The 16,545-nt window shown below is 63.8% G+C and carries 14 protein-coding genes; 6 read left to right on the forward strand and 8 right to left on the reverse strand.

What is annotated here, in order from left to right; all coding sequences use genetic code 11:
- The first annotated feature begins 30 nt into the window (after nucleotides 1–30).
- Nucleotides 31–1,413 carry a sodium:proton antiporter gene (locus tag FJ490_RS10840; protein ID WP_140493430.1) on the forward strand — a complete coding sequence of 461 codons (1,383 nt, stop codon included), beginning with the start codon at nucleotides 31–33 and terminating at the stop codon, nucleotides 1,411–1,413.
- 49 nt (nucleotides 1,414–1,462) lie between these two features.
- Here FJ490_RS10840 and FJ490_RS10845 read toward each other — a convergent pair whose 3' ends face one another.
- From FJ490_RS10845 to pncB, 7 genes are all read right to left on the reverse strand, one after another.
- Entirely contained in the window at nucleotides 1,463–2,185 is a 723-nt protein-coding gene (locus FJ490_RS10845) for an ABC transporter ATP-binding protein (protein WP_140582849.1), read from the reverse strand.
- The gene (locus tag FJ490_RS10850; RefSeq protein WP_140582852.1) at nucleotides 2,182–2,907 is read right to left on the reverse strand and encodes an ABC transporter ATP-binding protein; all 726 of its coding nucleotides are present in this window, start codon (nucleotides 2,905–2,907) and stop codon (nucleotides 2,182–2,184) included. Before FJ490_RS10850 ends, FJ490_RS10845 begins: the two co-directional genes overlap by 4 nt.
- Entirely contained in the window at nucleotides 2,904–3,866 is a 963-nt protein-coding gene (locus FJ490_RS10855; RefSeq protein ID WP_140582854.1) for a branched-chain amino acid ABC transporter permease, read from the reverse strand. Before FJ490_RS10855 ends, FJ490_RS10850 begins: the two co-directional genes overlap by 4 nt.
- On the reverse strand, nucleotides 3,863–4,744 hold the full coding sequence (locus tag FJ490_RS10860; RefSeq protein ID WP_140662403.1) for a branched-chain amino acid ABC transporter permease: 882 nt from the start codon (nucleotides 4,742–4,744) through the stop codon (nucleotides 3,863–3,865). The genes FJ490_RS10855 and FJ490_RS10860 overlap by 4 nt, the downstream gene beginning before the upstream one ends.
- 184 nt (nucleotides 4,745–4,928) lie before the next feature.
- A complete protein-coding gene (locus tag FJ490_RS10865; protein ID WP_140514345.1) occupies nucleotides 4,929–6,233 on the reverse strand; it encodes an ABC transporter substrate-binding protein in 1,305 nt (434 codons plus the stop codon).
- 156 nt (nucleotides 6,234–6,389) lie between these two features.
- Nucleotides 6,390–7,829: a hypothetical protein gene (locus FJ490_RS10870; RefSeq protein WP_140729563.1), complete on the reverse strand. Its 1,440-nt coding sequence runs from the start codon at nucleotides 7,827–7,829 to the stop codon at nucleotides 6,390–6,392.
- A gap of 200 nt (nucleotides 7,830–8,029) precedes the next feature.
- Nucleotides 8,030–9,334, reverse strand: coding sequence for a nicotinate phosphoribosyltransferase (pncB, locus tag FJ490_RS10880; RefSeq protein ID WP_140554616.1), 1,305 nt, complete (start codon nucleotides 9,332–9,334; stop codon nucleotides 8,030–8,032).
- A gap of 194 nt (nucleotides 9,335–9,528) precedes the next feature.
- Between pncB and speB the strand changes: the two genes are divergently transcribed.
- Nucleotides 9,529–10,584 (forward strand): agmatinase, encoded by a 1,056-nt coding sequence (speB, locus tag FJ490_RS10885; RefSeq protein ID WP_140491375.1) that lies wholly within the window; start codon nucleotides 9,529–9,531, stop codon nucleotides 10,582–10,584.
- A 48-nt stretch (nucleotides 10,585–10,632) separates the two neighbouring features.
- Here the strand turns inward: speB and FJ490_RS10890 are convergent, their stop codons facing one another.
- A complete protein-coding gene (locus FJ490_RS10890) occupies nucleotides 10,633–12,036 on the reverse strand; it encodes an MATE family efflux transporter (RefSeq protein ID WP_140524197.1) in 1,404 nt (467 codons plus the stop codon).
- A 284-nt stretch (nucleotides 12,037–12,320) separates the two neighbouring features.
- Here FJ490_RS10890 and FJ490_RS10895 point away from each other — a divergent pair, with 284 nt between their 5' ends.
- The 4 genes from FJ490_RS10895 to FJ490_RS10910 all read left to right on the forward strand — a co-directional run bounded on the left by FJ490_RS10895 (nucleotide 12,321) and on the right by FJ490_RS10910 (nucleotide 16,541).
- Nucleotides 12,321–13,238: an AraC family transcriptional regulator gene (locus FJ490_RS10895; protein ID WP_140524196.1), complete on the forward strand. Its 918-nt coding sequence runs from the start codon at nucleotides 12,321–12,323 to the stop codon at nucleotides 13,236–13,238.
- Between the two features lie 242 nt (nucleotides 13,239–13,480).
- Nucleotides 13,481–14,752 carry an extracellular solute-binding protein gene (locus FJ490_RS10900; protein WP_140729564.1) on the forward strand — a complete coding sequence of 424 codons (1,272 nt, stop codon included), beginning with the start codon at nucleotides 13,481–13,483 and terminating at the stop codon, nucleotides 14,750–14,752.
- 98 nt (nucleotides 14,753–14,850) lie between these two features.
- Nucleotides 14,851–15,717 (forward strand): sugar ABC transporter permease, encoded by an 867-nt coding sequence (locus tag FJ490_RS10905; RefSeq protein ID WP_140671577.1) that lies wholly within the window; start codon nucleotides 14,851–14,853, stop codon nucleotides 15,715–15,717.
- A gap of 11 nt (nucleotides 15,718–15,728) precedes the next feature.
- A complete protein-coding gene (locus tag FJ490_RS10910; protein ID WP_140729565.1) occupies nucleotides 15,729–16,541 on the forward strand; it encodes a carbohydrate ABC transporter permease in 813 nt (270 codons plus the stop codon).
- Nucleotides 16,542–16,545: the final 4 nt, after the last annotated feature.

Genomic DNA, 16,545 nt, shown 5'->3' on the forward strand with positions numbered 1-16,545 from the left:
TTGACGGCAAGTGCCGTGGTGGCTGTCGCGATGCTGTTACCGGGAACGGCCTTCGCCGCGGAAGAGCACGGCCTGCCAGGCCGGACGATGTCGCTGTGGTGGGCGCTGCCCTTTGCCGGGCTGTTGCTTTCGATCGCCACGGGACCGCTGCTTTTCAACCATGTGTGGGAGCATCATTACGGCAAGATTGCTGCATTTTGGGCGGCTCTCGTGGTGGTGCCGCTCGCATCGGCCTTCGGCACGACGGTGGCAACGGAAGCGGTGCTGCATGCGCTGCTCACCGAATACATGTCGTTCATCATTCTCCTGTTCGCGCTGTTCACCATTTCGGGCGGCATTCTCGTGGCCGGCAACATCCACGGCACGCCATTGGTCAATGCCGGGCTGCTGCTCATCGGCGCCCTGCTTGCTTCCGTCATCGGCACCACCGGCGCCTCGATGATCCTGATCCGGCCGCTCATCCGCGCCAATGACAACCGGCCGTTCAACGCCCATGTCATCATCTTCTTCATCTTCCTGGTGTCCAACATCGGCGGTTCGCTGACGCCGCTCGGCGACCCGCCGCTGTTCGTCGGCTTCCTGCGCGGCGTCGATTTCTTCTGGACCACCGCCAACCTCTGGCGCGAGACCCTGTTCGTCAGCGTCGTCGTGCTCGCCGTCTTCCTGGCGATCGACACCACGCTGCATCGCCGCGAAATGGGCGCGCCAAAGATCAAGGACCCGACGCCGGACACGAAAGTGCGCATCCGCGGCCTGCCCAACCTGCCGCTGCTGGCCGGCGTGATCGGTGCGATCCTGCTTTCGGCCACATGGAAGCCCGGCATCAGTCTTTCCATTCAGGGGGTGGACCTCGAGTTGCAGAACCTTGTGCGCGATGTCGTCATCCTGGCGCTTGCCTTCGTTTCGCTGGCCGTCTCGCGCAAGGAGTATCGGCAGGCGAACGGTTTCAACTGGGGGCCGATCGCGGAAGTGGCGAAACTGTTCGCCGGCATCTTCGTCTGCATCGTGCCCGTGGTCGCCATCCTGAGGGCCGGCCACGAAGGCGCGCTTGCGCCGCTGGTCGCGCTCGTCACGTCAGCGCAGGGCATGCCCAACGATCTCGCCTATTTCTGGCTGACCGGAGCGCTGTCGTCCTTCCTGGATAACGCTCCGACCTACCTGGTGTTCTTCGAGCTGGCCGGCGGCGCTCCCCGGCATCTGATGACGGAGCTCGCTTCGACCTTGGCGGCGATCTCGGCGGGTGCGGTGTTCATGGGCGCCAACACCTATATCGGCAACGCGCCGAACTTCATGGTCTACGCCATTGCCCGGCACCGCGGCGTGAACATGCCGGGTTTTTTCGGCTACATGGCATGGTCGGGCGCGGTGCTGATCCCCACGTTCTTGATGGCGGGCTTCCTGTTCTTCGGGTGAGCCGGCGAGGACGCCAGGCCCTTACCTTCCACAAGGGGAGGGCAAATCCTCAGCCTACGCCGACATAGCGCCTGACCGCCGACGGGTCGGCGCGCAACGCCTCTACGTCGACCGTCTCACGGTTGCGGCCATTCTCGATGAAGGCGACGCGGTCGGCGACCGACAGCACGGCATCGACCCGCTGCTCCACCAGGATGGTGGAAACGCCCAGTTCGCGCAGCTTGGCCACCGTCTCGCGGATTTTTGCGATCATCGACGGCATCAGCCCTTCGGTCGGCTCGTCGAGCAGTAGCACCTGCGGTTCCAGGCAGAGCGCGCGTGCCATGGCCAGCATCTGCTGCTCGCCGCCCGACAAGGTGCCCGAGCGCTGCCTGAGCCGCTGGCGCAGCACCGGGAACAGGTTGAGCACGTTTTCGCGCACGGCCTTCCCCTTGCCGCGCGCCATCAGCCCGATCTCGATGTTCTCCGCCACCGTCATTTCGGCGAACAGCCGCCTGCCTTGCGGCACATAGGCAATGCCGGCTTTAGGCACCTCGTGGGCGGCCAGACCGGTCAATTCCTGGCCTGCGAGGCTGATCGAACCGGCACTCGCCCGGACCAGCCCCATGATGGCTTTCAGCGTCGTCGTCTTGCCGGCGCCGTTGCGGCCGAACAGGCACAGCACCTCGCCCTTGTTCAGCGCCAGGTCGAGCCCATAGAGCACCTGAACCTCGCCATAGAAGCAGTCCAGTCCCGCGATCCGCAACGCTTGCGTCTTGCTCGTCTCGGTCATGGGGCGGTCCCGAGATAGGCTTCCTGCACCGCCGCGTTTTCGCGGATCGCCTCGGGTGTGCCTTCGGCCAGGATCTTGCCGGCGTTGAAGACGGTGATGCGGTCGGCCAGTTGCATGACGACAGGCATGTTGTGTTCGATCAGCAGCACCGTGGCGCGGTCGGCGATGTCGCGCACGAGTGCGATGAAATTGTCGATCTCGCTGTCGGCCAGCCCCTGCGTCGGCTCGTCGAGGATCAGCAGGCGCGGCTTCAGCGCCAGGCCCATCGCCACCTCCAGCAGCCGCTGGTGGCCATAGGACAACTGCCCGGCCTGCATATGGGCGCGGTCGGCCAGGCCGGTGCGTTCGAGCGCCGACATGACGCCTGCCTTGATCGCGCCCTTCGAAAGGCCGTCGCTCAGCGTGAGCTGCACCGGCAGCGCGACATTGTCGTAGACGCTGAGATTGGCGAAGACGCTGGTGATCTGGAACGTGTAGGCGATGCCCTGGCGGACCCTGACATAGGCCGGCAGGCCGGTGATGTCGGAGCCGTCGAAAACGATCGATCCGGACGAGGGCGGGATACGGCCGCTGATCAGGCTGACGAAAGTGGTCTTCCCGGCACCGTTGGGGCCGATGACGGCGCAGATTTCGCCCGGCACCAAGGTGAAATCGACGCTGTCGACGGCGCGCAGGCCGCCGAAATTGCGCGACAGGCCTTTGGTGGTCAGAAGCGGCGTCATGGCAGCCATCCGAGCCAGCGCTGCCGGATGCTGCCCAGAATGCCTTTCGGGAAGAACAGCACCAGCAGGATCAACGCGACGCCGACGATCAACAGGTAGGCGGAGGTGAAGCCGCTGGTGACGTCGATGACATAGTACATGAACAGCGTGCCGATCAGCGGTCCGAGCGTGGTGGCGGCGCCGCCGAGCAGCACCCACAGCAGCGGCAGGATCGAGTACTGTACCGAGGCGAAGCTCGAGCCGACATAGCCGAACAGCAGCGCATAGGCAGCGCCCGACGCCGCGCAGATGGCGCCGGAGACGACCACGGCGGCGAGCTTGTTGGAGAAGGTGTCGTACCCCAGCATTTTGGTCCGTTCCTCGTTCTCGCGGATGGCGACCAGCACGCGGCCGTATCGGGAGCGGACGACGGCCAGCGTGACCAGAAGCACGAGCGAGAACAGAGCCAGCGCGCTCATGTAGCGCACCGTCGGATTGGTGAGATCGAGCGACGTCGCGCCGAAATTCAGGACGCGTGCCGGCTGCGGCACCACCATGCCCTGGTCGCCGCCGGTCCACGCGGCAAAATAGAGGATGAGGAGGTAAAAGACCTGCGCGAACATCATGGTGACGATCATGAAGGCGACACCCGTGGTGCGCAGCGCCAGCAGCCCGATCACCAGTGCCAGCACCGCGCCGCAGGCGATACCGCTCAACAAAGCCGCCGGCACGCTCCAGCCAAGCTGGATGACGGCAAGGCCGGCGCCGTAGAGGCCGGCGGCAAAGAACATGGCATGCCCGAGACTGAGCAGTCCGACATAGCCGAACAGCATGTTGTAGCCCATGGCGAAGACCGTCAGCACCATGATACGAGCGACGAGGCCGTGATGATAATCCGGCAGCACGAAGCTCAGGACAAAAAGCAGCGCGATGACGCCGAGATGCAAGCCATAGGCTTTTGCCGGCGAGGTCTCGCTCATCGCGTCGTCGTCCCGAACAGGCCCTGCGGCCGGAACACCAGCACCATGGCGACCAGCAGCGTGGCGATGATCTTGGCCAGCGTCGGCGAGAAGAACATCGAGATGATGCCGTCGGACAGGCCGATCAGCACGGCGGCGATGACGGTTCCGCGCAACGAGCCGAGGCCGCCGATGATGACGACGATGAAGGACAGCAGCAGCGGGTCCTGCCCCATCAGGTAATGCGCCTGGCTGATCGGCACGATCAGCACCGCGGCGATGGCCGCGAGCATGGCGCCGAGCGCGAAGACGCCGCCATAGACTCGATCGACAGGGATGCCGAAGGCCTGCGCCGTCTCGCTGTCATACTGCGTGGCACGCATGACGAGGCCGACCCTGGTGCGCGTCAGCACCAGCCATGTCACCACGAGCAGAAGGACGGATGCCGCGATGATCGACAGCTTGTAGCCCGAATAGCCGAACCACGGCAGAAGGATGCGATAGCTGAAGGGCGGCTCTACCGGGCGCGCTTCCGGACCATAGAAGGTCAGCGCCAGCTGCTGGATGATGTAGAGCATGCCGATGGTGGCGACGATGGTGGCTTCCGGATTGTAGTTCAGCCGGCGCAGCACCAGCCGCTCGGCCACCAGTGCAAGGGCGCCGACGACCAGCGGTGCGATGATAAGTGCCGCCAGGAACCCGAGCGCCGGATGGCCTCCGATCGCAGTCGTGATCGTCCAGGCGAGCACGGCTCCCAGCATGAAGAACTCGCCATGCGCGACGTTGACCACGCGCATCACGCCGAACACCAGCGACAGGCCGAGCGCGGTCAGCGCCAGCACGGCGGATGTGACGAGCCCTTCGAGGGCGGCAAGGAGGAGGTGGGGTCCGAAATGCATGGGTTAGGCACTCACCGATAGCGCAATCGCGCCCCTTGAGGGGGGTGAGAAGTGGTCCGCGCAGCGGACGGAAAGCCAATTGCTTGGCTTTCCGAACGACGAACGCCCGGAGCGACAGCGAAGGGCCGGGTCCGGCAGGACAGAGGGGGGCGGCTTGGCGCTCACGCTTGTTAGATGGCTAAGCCTACAACGCCTGCGTCGTATAATCCCCCTCGGCCTCGTAAAGCCCGTCCTCGATCTTGGTCTTGTGCACCACCTTGAGCTTGCCGCCGTCGACCTTGGAGATGTTCTGGATGCCGAAGCACTGGTGGATCTTGCCGTTGAAGGTTTTTGGCCCCTGCGGATGCTCCGGACCTTCGGCGAATTCGGTCAGCGCCTCGGTCGCCTCGACCAGCTTGGCGCGGTCTTCCGGGCCCTTGTAGCCGGCGTCTTCCATCGCTTTCTTGACGACGTAGAGCGTCTCCCAGCAGCCGAACATGTGCGCGGCGGTGGAGACATCCTTGGGGTCGCCGACGGCCGCGCCATTGTCGTCGATGCCGACGGCGGCGCGATAGGTCTTCTGCGCCTCGGAATCGTCCGCCTGGGCATAACGCGGCGAGCCTTCCCAGAAATGACTGCCGTCCAGGAATTCGAGCCCGGGGCTGTTGATGTCGACGGCTTCGAGCGAATCGATGAAGCCGAACAGCTGCGGCCGGTTGGAGCCGTAGAACTCGCCAAGCTCCTTGACGAAGGTGAGCACCGCCGGGCCGACCATGACGTGGTAGATCACCTCGGTCTCGGCAGGGATCTGCGGGAAGTATTTGGTGAAGGAGCTCTCCGTCGGTGGAATGGCGATTTGCGCGATGACCTCTGCGCCTTGCGCCTTCAACGCCGGCGGGAGGTAGTCGCGGTGGTCGTAGCCGAAAGCAAAATCGGGGAAGATCTGCGTCACCTTCTTGCCGGCATTGGCCGCGATCCACGGCGCCATCGACTGGATCTGGCTCTTTACGTCGGTGATGCCGGGCTGGAAGACATAGCGGTTGAGCTTGGTCGAGGCGACATGGTGGCCTTCGCTGACGACGAAATAGGGCATCTTGGCTTCGCCGGCGGCGGGTGCCGAGCCGATGACGACATGCGAGAACAAGGTGCCGAAGACGATGTCGGTCTTGTGCTGGGTGGCGAACTTGCCGACCACCTCGGCACCGCGGCCGGGATCGGTGCCGTCATCCTCGATGATGACCTCGACCGGCCGGCCATTGATGCCGCCGGCCGCGTTGATCGCCTTGACCGCCGCGGCCGTGGTCTTCTCGTACCAGCGGCCATAGGCGGCGCCGATGCCGGTTCGGTGCGACTGGAAGCCAATCTTGATCGGGGCGGAGCTTTGCGCCTGGGAGTAGCGGACGAAACCGGGCGCGACCGCCAGGCCGGCGCCGGCGGCCAGACCCTTCAGCGCGGTGCGGCGGGTGAGACCGGCCTTGGAGAGATCGAAAAACCCATTCTTGTCAGTCACGGCAGTTCCCCTGTTTTTGAGTTTTGACCAATGGCTGGAACGTAGCAGACCGCGTCCTGCGGACGGCCGAAATTGCATGTGTACAAACTAAATCACCAAAGTCCGGACACGGCAATGCCGTTTCCCCAGGGGGATCCCGGTTTATTTCCACCGCGTCTAGCCAACGGTCGGCGTGGCGAGCAGCCAGAGGCCGAAGACGGTGTAGGCGATCATCAGCAAGGTGAGCGGAAACTGGCTGAGCGCGGCGCGGGCGGGAACCGGATGCAGGCGTGCGGCGAAGCCGTGGGCGACGAGCACGGCAAGCAGATGACCGAGAATGATGGCACCGGCCTGGATGTTCCACAGCCACCATGCCGAGCCCGCGCCGGCGATGATGCCGGCTTCGATCTGCATGTCGGCGGTGCCGAAAAGGTTCCAGCCGAGCGCAAACGGATCGGACAGTGCCGCAAGCGCATACTGGCCGTCGACCAGCAGCGCCGTCAGGTAATGCGCGATGTGGTAGGCGAGCGCGATCGGCACGATCGACCAGACCAGCAGCCCCGTCGCCTCGCCAAGCCTGTGGCCGTCGCCGGCGAGCTTCTGGCCGACGACCACGGCAAGCAGGAAGACCGCCGCAAGCAGCATGAATGTCAGGACGAGGCCAAAACTGCCGCTGCCGATCACCGCCGTGCGGCCGGGGAATTCAAGCGGATTGATGCCGAACAGGCCCAGCCAGAAGAAGGTCTTCGACAGGCCGTCATAGGAAACCGAGGACAGGGCGAGCAGCAGGAAGGCCACGCCGCTTGCCGGCAAAGGCGCGGCGGTCAGCAGCTTGGCGCCCGGCCAGCATAGCGCGAGCCGGCCGCGTTCGTCGCGCACGACCGGCGCGAAGCGTGCCACCATCGAGAAGAAGACGGTGAGGAATTCGCCGCTGCGGGCCCACGCCCCATAACCGAACGACAGCATCGCCAGCAAGGTGAACAACCAGTAGAGGCCGGCGGCCCGGGCCAGCCGCGTCGGATCGTCGGGCGCCGGATCGATGAGCTCGAACCAGGCAAAAGCGAAGAACAGGACGACAGCCGGCCAGCAGCCGAGCCATGGCGGAAGGCGCCAGGCCGCTTCATCGCCTCTGCCGGTCAGACGCAACAGGAGACGCACCGGCCCGTACCAGGGATTGAGCCAGGACCAGAGGTCGCCAAGGAAACCTTGCAGCAGCGTGAAGCCGGCCCACAGCAGTGTCCAGATCACCAGAGGCAGCGGGTTGGAGAGCGGATCGCGGCTGCCGAGAAAGCCGGCGGAGATGAGGAATGCAAAGCCGGCAAAGGATATCAGGCTGGCAGCGGTGCGGGCATCATCACCCAGTGTGAACAGTGGCAGGCGCCGCCGCCAGAAACGATCGAGCCGATGCGCCGGCAGCAGCGCCAGCACGAGGAAGCTTGCGGCCACGGCGAAAGCGCCGCCGATCAGGTAATAGCCGGTCGGCAGGAGCAGGACGTGGCCGCGGTCCGAGGCGTGGGCGAAGGCTGGGGTGGGTGAGAGGAGCAATAGAGCGATAGGCAAAAATGCTAATGACCGACGACGGCACTCTACGGCGCCCCCCTCTGTCCTGCCGGACATCTCCCCCTCAAGGGGGGAGATTGGCGGTTTCTCTGTCGGCGCTTCCCTTGCAACGCCGGAGGTTCGCGAAGACGAAGATGACAGCATGATCTCCCCCCTTGAGGGGGAGATGTCCGGCAGGACAGAGGGGGGCGCCAAGGAACTCAGCCTATCCGACTTTGCCGTCTCGTATGGCGATGCCGGAAGCACCGGTCGTGCCCTCACACCTTGACCAACTGCTCCACCCGGTCCTTTTCACCGAAGATGCGCAGATACCGCTCGATCTCCTTGAGGTCACCCGTCGCCTTGGCTGGATTATCCGAGAGCTTCACGGCCGGCCGGCCGTTGGCCTCGGTCACCTTGCAGACCAGCGATATGGCGTCGAGGCTGTCGGTTGCCGTAGGCGCGCAGCCCTCGAAATCATTGGTCAGGTTCGTGCCCCAGCCGAAGGACATGCGCACCTTGCCCTTGAAGTGGCGGTAGGTCTCCTCGATGGTCTCGACCTCGAGCCCGTCGGAGAAGATCAGCAGCTTCTGCCTGGGGTCCTTGCCCTTCTCGCGCCACCAGGACAGGATCTTCTCGCCGCCCTCGATCGGTGGCGCGCTGTCGGGGCGAAAGCCCGTCCAGTCGGCCACCCAGTCCGGCGCGTCGCGCAGGAAGGAAGCCGTGCCGAAGGCGTCGGGCAGCACGATCAGCAAATTGCCGCCATAGTAGCGCTGCCAATCCTGCAGCACCTTGTAGGGCGCCTGTTTCAATTCCTTTTCCGAATTGGCCAGCGCTCCGAACACCATCGGCAGTTCATGCGCGTTGGTGCCCAGCGCCTCGAGGTCGTTGTCCATGGCCAGAAGCACGTTGGAGGTGCCGGTGAAAGCCTCGCCGATGCCTTCCTTCAGCGCTTCCACGCACCAGCGCTGCCACAGGAAGGAATGGCGCCGGCGCGTGCCGAAGTCGGAAATACGGATGCCGGGCAGCGCCTTCAGCCGTTCGGTCTTGGCCCACATCTTGGCTTTTGCGCGGGCGTAGAGCACGTCGAGCGTGAAAGGCCCGAACGACCGCAAGGCGGCGCGCGAGCGCAATTCGTTGATGATGGCGAGCGCGGGAATCTCCCACAGCGTGGTGTACATCCACGGGCCGCTGAAGGAGAGCTCATACTGCCCGCCGCGCCTGGAAAGCTCGTACTCGGGCAACCGGAAATTTTCCAGCCAGGCCAGGAATTCCGGCTCGAAGATCTGCTTGCGGCCATAGAAATTGTTGCCCCCCAGCCAGATCATCTCCTTCTTGGAGAAGCGCAAGGTGCGGGCGTGGTCAAGCTGTTCGCGCAACTCGCCCTCGTCAATCTCCTCGGCCAGCCGCACCGAAGTGGTGCGGTTGATCAGCGAAAAGGTGGCGTCGACCTTGGGGTACATGCCCCAGATCATCTGCAGCATCAGAAGCTTGTAGAAATCCGTGTCCAGCAGGCTGCGCACGATCGGGTCGAGCTTCCAGGTATGGTTGTAGACGCGCCGCGCAATATCGGTCCTGGCCATGTCTCGTTACCGCCTTCGCTGCCTGCCGCCCATGATCGCGACAGGCCTCATAGCATCGAATTGGCAAAAGCGCTGCCCGGTTTCAGGCTGGCCCGACAAAAAGAAAGACCTGCGGCAGCCAACCCGTCCGAACGCAATTGATTTTTCCAAAGCGCTACCGGACACTCCGGAGAGACAGACAGGAGAAAACCGACATGGGTTATGACAGCGGCAAGCTCGACGCGTTGCGCCGCAAATATGGCGAGAGCCATGGCGGCGAGATGTTCGACCCGAAGTTCCGCAAGGTCGCCGACAAGATATTTTCCAAGTCGGGCACGCGGCTGGCGCCCTATTCCGGTATCCCCACCTTCCTCGCCGCGCCCTATCGCGAAATATCGGCCGACAACCCGGATTTCGGCGATTTGCAGGTGGCGATAACAGGCGTGCCGATGGATCTCGGCGTCACCAACCGGCCGGGCTCCCGCTTCGGGCCGCGGGCGCTGCGCGCCATCGAGCGCATCGGCCCCTACAATCACGTGCTGGAATGCGCTCCCACGCATGAGCTCAGGGTCGCCGACATCGGCGACGTGCCGTTCCAGAGTCGCTACCGGCTCGAGACCTGCCATGAGGACATCGAGCGCCGCACCAACCAGATCGTCGATGCCGGCGTCATTCCATTGTCGGTCGGCGGCGACCATTCGATCAGCCATCCGATCCTGAAGGCCGTCGGCAAGAAGGCCCCGGTCGGCCTCATCCACATCGACGCCCATTGCGATACAAGCGGCTTGTTCGACATGACCAAGTTTCACCATGGTGGCCCGTTCCGCAACGCGGTGCTCGATGGCGTGCTCGACCCGACGCGCACCATCCAGATCGGCATCCGTGGCTCGGCCGAATATCTGTGGGAGTTCACCTACGAATCCGGCATGACCGTGATCCATGCCGAGGAGGTGACCGGCCTCGGTATCCCCGCCATTATCGAGAAGGCGCGCAGAATAGTCGGCGACGGACCGACCTATGTCTCCTTCGACATCGACAGCGTCGATCCGGCCTTCGCGCCGGGCACCGGCACGCCGGAAGTCGGCGGCCTGACGACTCGGGAAGTGCTCGAACTGCTGCGCGGCCTCAAAGGCCTCAACATCGTCGGCGGCGACGTGGTCGAGGTGGCGCCGCAATATGATGCGACCACCAACACCGCGCATGCCGGCGCCCAGGTGCTGTTCGAAATACTGAGCCTGATGGTGTTCAGCCCGGCGCTCAAAAACAGCTGACGCCGACAATGACGGAAAGGCCACCGGACAACCCGGCGGCCCTCTGCATCAGTGTTCGAACACCAGCGGCGGCGCGAGGCGATCCCGCCGTAGCCAGCGCGCCAGAAGCAACGCCGCCACCACCGCCAGTCCGCTGGACAGCCCGATCCAGATGCCGACGCCATGGAAGCCGAAAGGGAAGGCGAGCAGCACGCCCAGCGGCAGGCCGACGCCCCAATAGCCGATCGCGGCATAGATCATCGGCACCTTGGTGTCGTGCAGGCCGCGCAGCATGCCGGCGGCAACCGCTTGCGCGCCATCGAAGACCTGGAACAGGGCCGCGAAGACCAGGAACGATACGGCAAGCGTGATCACCCTGGCATTGGCCGGATTGGCCAGGTCGATGAAGGCGCTGATCAGGAGATGCGGCCACAGGATCATTATCAGGCCCATCAGGGCCATGAACGAGACGCCGATGACGAAGGCGGTCCAGCCGGCGCGCGAGACGCCTTCCGGATTGCCGGCGCCATGCGCAAGCCCGACGCGCACCGTCACCGCTTGGTTGAGGCCGAGCGGCACCATGAAGGAGATCGACGCGATCTGGATGGCGATGGCGTGCGCGGCAAGCGAATCCGCGTCGATCAGGCCCATCAGCAGCGCCGCAGCGTTGAAGATCGTCACCTCGAAAGCGAGGATGCCCGCGATCGGCAGGCCGAGCCGCAGCAGGCCCTTGAAGCGCGGCCAGTCGGACCGCCAGAAGCGGCCGAACAGATGATAGCGCCTGAATTTCTTCTCCCACATCACCACGGCGGCCATGCCGACGAACATCAGCGTTGAGGACAGCGAGGTGGCAAGGCCCGAGCCTGATATGCCCATGGCCGGAACACCGAGATTGCCGAACATGAACACCCAGTTGAAGAGCGCGTTGCAGGCGACGGCGACAAAGACGATTATCAATGCCCAGCCCGGCCGCTCCAGCGCCGATATGAAGGAACGCAGCACAATATAGCCGTAGAAGGGCAGCACCGCCCATTCCAGCCAGCGCAGGTAGATGCCGGCGCTATGCGCCAGAGCGGGCTCCTGGCCCATGGCGAGCAGCACGTTCTCGCCGTGCCAGAGAAAGATCCAGATCGGAATGCAGATGAGGATCGCCAGCCACAGCCCCTGGCGCACGGTGCGGCGCAGGTCGCGCACCGAATGACGGCGGCGGCCGAGCTCGGTCGCCATCATCGGCGAGGTCGCCAGCATCAGGCCCAGGCCGAAGATCAGCGGCATGAAATAGAGATTGGCGCCAAGCGCGCCGCTGGCCAGCGTGTCCGCCCCCAGCCTGCCCATCATCATGACGTCGGTGGCCGTCATGGCGGTCTGGCCGAGATTGGTCAGCACCATGGGCCAGGCGAGCGCCAAAGTCGCCCTGATTTCCTGACGCCAAAGATTTTCCGGCGCGCGAGCGCCGGCTTCGATCGCAGACATTATTCCGCTCTTTCAAGGTTGCGGCGCATCGGCAAAAAAGCCGGAAGCCGCATTGCAAACGGCGAGACCTTCGGTTTCGCGGCGTTTACGTCAGCTTTTGTACGAAACGCGACATGAAGGCAAGGGAGGAGGGGCGGGAACGGATTGATCCAGTCGGATCGCCGATGACGCTGAAGCCTCGTGACCGACGCTCTCCGACGGCCCATTTCACACATGGCCCCAAGGCTGCTACGCATTGCAAGGACGAGCGAGGTGCCACGGAACCCAAATTTGCAGGAGGCAGGATGCAGTTCAGGCGCAGAAGGAATCCGGTTGCGACGCTTCGCACGGCGCCGGCCTTCGAACATATCGTCACCGAGGCGAGCGACAGTTTCCTGTGGCGGCTGGACGACTATCCCTGGGAGCGCAATGTCTGGAATTTCCATCCTGAGTACGAAATCCACCTCTTGCGAAAATCTTCCGGCGTCGTGCTGGTCGGCGACCACATCGGCGAATTCGGACCGGGTTATCTCACCATCGTCGGCGGCGGGCTGCCGCATGATTGGGTGACGGCGGTGCAGCCGGGCGAGCTGATCGAAGGCCGCGACATCGTCCTCCAGTTCGATGCCGAGAGGCTGCGCGGGTCGGCTGGCCTGTTGCCCGAACTACGCGAACTGGAGCCGTTCCTGGAGCGGTCGCTGCGCGGCATGGTTTTTCATGGCCGCACGGCACTGGAAGGCGCCGAGTTGATGGAACGGATGGGGGACGTCAGCGGGCTAACCAGGTTCTGCCTGTTCCTGAATCTCGTCGATCTCCTCGCCAGGACCGACGAATACGAGCTGTTGTCTTCGCCGGATTTCTCCCCTGTTCTGGATGCCGCCTCGCTCGACATCATCCAGCGCACGCTGACCTATCTGTTTCAGCATTTCGCCGAAGATCTGAAGCTGCCTGATGTGGCGGCGCTCGCGGGAATGACCGAGAGCACATTCTCGCGCTTCTTCCAGAAGAACACCGGCAATTCCTTCAGTGACCACCTTGCCAAGCTGAGGCTGTGGCAGGCCTGCAAGCTGCTGGCCGATACCGATATTCCGATCACCGACATCTGTTTCCAGGTCGGCTATATGAACATCTCCAATTTCAACCGCGCCTTCATGCGCAAGCACAAGATGACGCCGTCATCCTATCGCAAGCTGTCGCGGCAGCGGCTGGCGATGCGCGCGTAAGCACGCCCTAAAAACCACCGCCTCCGAGTCCGATCGATACTCATGTGAGATTGGCCGCAACCGGATGCCGGTTTTTGCGCCGCACAATGCATAAAAGTACAGGTCTTCTGCAACGGGGCTTCTAGCGCGAGCCGCTGCAACTCCGCATTTTGGCGATGGGTGGCAAGTCGCTCGGGCGATGGTGAGGATCGCGCAACCCGAGGACGTCCGCTTCCTGCGACGTGTTCCTGGAGGAGAAAATAATGAAACCAATTCGGCTCGCTGCCAGCCTTGGTGCAGCTTTCATGCTTTCCGCTACCGTTTCAACCATCGCTTTAGCGCAGGCGCCGGTCTGCTCGGCGCCGGTCAAGGTGCTGGCGCAACCACGTGACGGCCTGACGCTTCTGGAGGACTCCAAGGCCGAGTTCGAGAAGCTTGCCGGCGCCGGCTTCCAGATCGATTACCTCAACGAGAACGACCGCCGCGCAAAATCGCGCGCCGATGCGTCCACGGTCGGCAACTACAACGTCTACTATGTCGACGAAGCCAATGTCGCGCTGTTCGCGTCCTCGAAATGGATCGTGCCGCTGAGCGATTACTATCCGGCCGACTACGACTATGCCGATTTCGATCCGGGCCGCCAGAAGGTCGCCACCTATGATGGCAAGGTCTGGTTCGCGCCGCTGACCGGCGGCGGCGACCTGATGGTCTATCGCAAGGACGTGCTGGAGGCAGCCGGCATCCAGCCGCCGAAGACGCTCGACGAGCTGATCGCCGACGTGCCGAAGCTGACCAATCCGGACAAGGGCATGTATGGCATCGCGCTGCGCGGCGCGCGCGGTTCGGGCGCCAATGTCTGGCGCTGGATGCCGTTCTTCAAGACCTATGGCGGCCAGTGGTTCGACGGCGACAAGCCGGTCTTCAATTCCGACGCCGCGGTCAAGGCGACCGAGACCTACCTGAAACTGTTCAAGGATTCGGCGCCCGGCACGCAGACCGGCAGCTGGGATGAATCGACCGGCGCCTTCCTGTCGGGCCAGGTCGCGATCCTGGTCGAATCGACGCCGCTGTCGGGCATGGCGGTCGACCCGAAGACCTCGCAGGTCGTCGGCAACATAGGTTTCCTGCCGCCCCCGTCGCCACTGCCCGGCGGCGGTTACGGCCATGGCCTCGCCATCGCAGCGAAGGCCAATGCCGACGACGCCTCGAAGAAATGCGCCGGCCTGTTCATCGCCTGGGCAACATCGAAGGAAAACGAGAAGCGCCGGCTCGACGCCCACCAGTTCGGCGAGCTGAACCGCACCAGCATTCTGGCCAGCAAGGAATTCGCCGATATTTACGGCGCCGATCTCGGCCAGGCACTGGCCGAAACCGGCAAGGTCACGGCGGTCAATTTCTGGCAGGACCCGCGTTGGCCCGATCTCGGCGACCGCTGGGGTATCATCCTCGAGGAATTGGTCACCGGTACCCGCACCGACATCAAGGGCGGCCTCAACGAACTCGAGGCCTATGCCAACGAGCTGGTGAAGAAATAAGCCATCCTCCCCCTGCGGCGCGCGGTCCACGGCATTCGGTGGAGCGCCGGAACCTGTGCGCCGCAGGTCCTGGTTTCATCATAGCAGAGGTTAGACAGATGCCGCGACGCTCATCCCTGCCGGTCACCTTCGTCGTGCCGACACTCGCCATCCTTCTGGTGCTGTCGATGGTGCCGACGCTCTACGCGGTCGTCATCGCCCTGCAGAACCGTGAACTCAGCTCGACAGCCTATTCCTATGTCTGGTTCTCGAACTTCGCCGACCTGTTCGCCGACCGCCGCTTTCTCAACGCCGTCTGGGTGTCGGTGAAATGGGAATTCGTCACGGTTATCGCGACGATGACGGTCGCCATCGGACTGGGCGTCCTGATGTTCGAGGTCGCCTCGCCGCGCCTTCGCAACGTCTATTGCCTGCTGTTCATCATCCCGGTCCTGCTGCCGCGCGTCTCGGCGGCCTTCGTCTGGAAGTTCGCCTACCATCCGCTCTACGGCATCGCCACTTACCCCTACCGGCTGCTGACCGGTGGGCTGATCTTCGATCCGCTGTCCAAGCCGTCGACGGCGCTGTTCGCCGTCGCTTCGGTCGACGTCTGGCAATGGGGCCTGTTCTTCGCCGTCATCGTGCTGAAGCTCCTGGAAACGCTGCCGCCGCAGCCGATCGAGGCGGCCCGGCTCGACCATGCCAAACGCTGGCAGATCCACGCCTATGTGACCTTGCCGATGCTCAAGGCGCCGCTGATCAGCCTGATGTTCGTCAAGATGATCGAGTCGCTGCGCTCCTTCGACCTGATCTATGTGATGACCCGCGGCGGTCCGGGCGTGGCGACCGAAACGCTCGACATGTACGCCTTCTCGCAAGGCTTCATCGAGTCCGGCAAGGTCTCCTACGCCTCGGCGATGGCGGTGCTGATGATGATCGCCACGGTCATCACCTTCACCATGCTGTGGAAGCGGGTGCAGGCATGAGACCATATCGCATGAGACCCGGCCGCCTGATCGGCAAGACCGTGCTGGCGTTTGCCGGCTTCATGGCCGTGTTTCCGTTGCTGTGGACGGCGCTCAATTCGCTGAAGAACAATGTCGACATCATCACCCGCGTCCCGCGCCTGGTGTTCACGCCGACGCTGGCTAACATCAGCTATATCGTCGGCCGCGACAGCGTCATGACCGGCCTCTACAATTCGGTCGTCGCCTGCGGCTGCGCGGTACTGATCGGCGTGGTGCTCGGCCTGCCGGCGGCTTACGCGGTGGCGCGCTACCCGAACCGCTGGGCCGGCGACATCCAGTTCTTCGTTTTGTCGCTTCGCTTCCTGCCGCCGGTGGCGGTCGCCATTCCGCTGATGGTGATCTGGCTGCAGGTCGGGCTTTACGACACGCTCGCCGCGCTGATCGTCACCTATTGCCTGCTCACCATCTCGGTGATCATGTGGCTCGCCATTCCCGCCTTCCAGGCCGTGCCGAAGGAGGTCGAGGAAGCGGCCTTCGTCGATGGCTACGGCGCCTATTCGGTGTTCTGGAGGATTGCGCTGCCGGTCGCGGCGCGTTCGCTGATCGGTGCGGTGGCTTTCAGTTTCGTGCTGGTCTGGAACGAGTTCCTGATCGCGCTGATGCTGTCGAGCTCCAACGCCAAGACCTTGCCGATCGTCGCCTCGGAACTCTCCCAGCAAGGCATGAACGTGCCGTGGGGAATCCTGAACGCCTCGGTCGTGCTTCTGTCGCTGCCGCCGCTGTTGTTTCTCGGCGTGCTCAGCGGCTTCCTGAATTCCGTTTTCCGGCAAAAAAAGACTTGAAGCG

Origin of the sequence: Mesorhizobium sp. B2-5-11, assembly GCF_006440835.1 — a bacterium.
Taxonomy (GTDB): Bacteria; Pseudomonadota; Alphaproteobacteria; order Rhizobiales; family Rhizobiaceae; genus Mesorhizobium.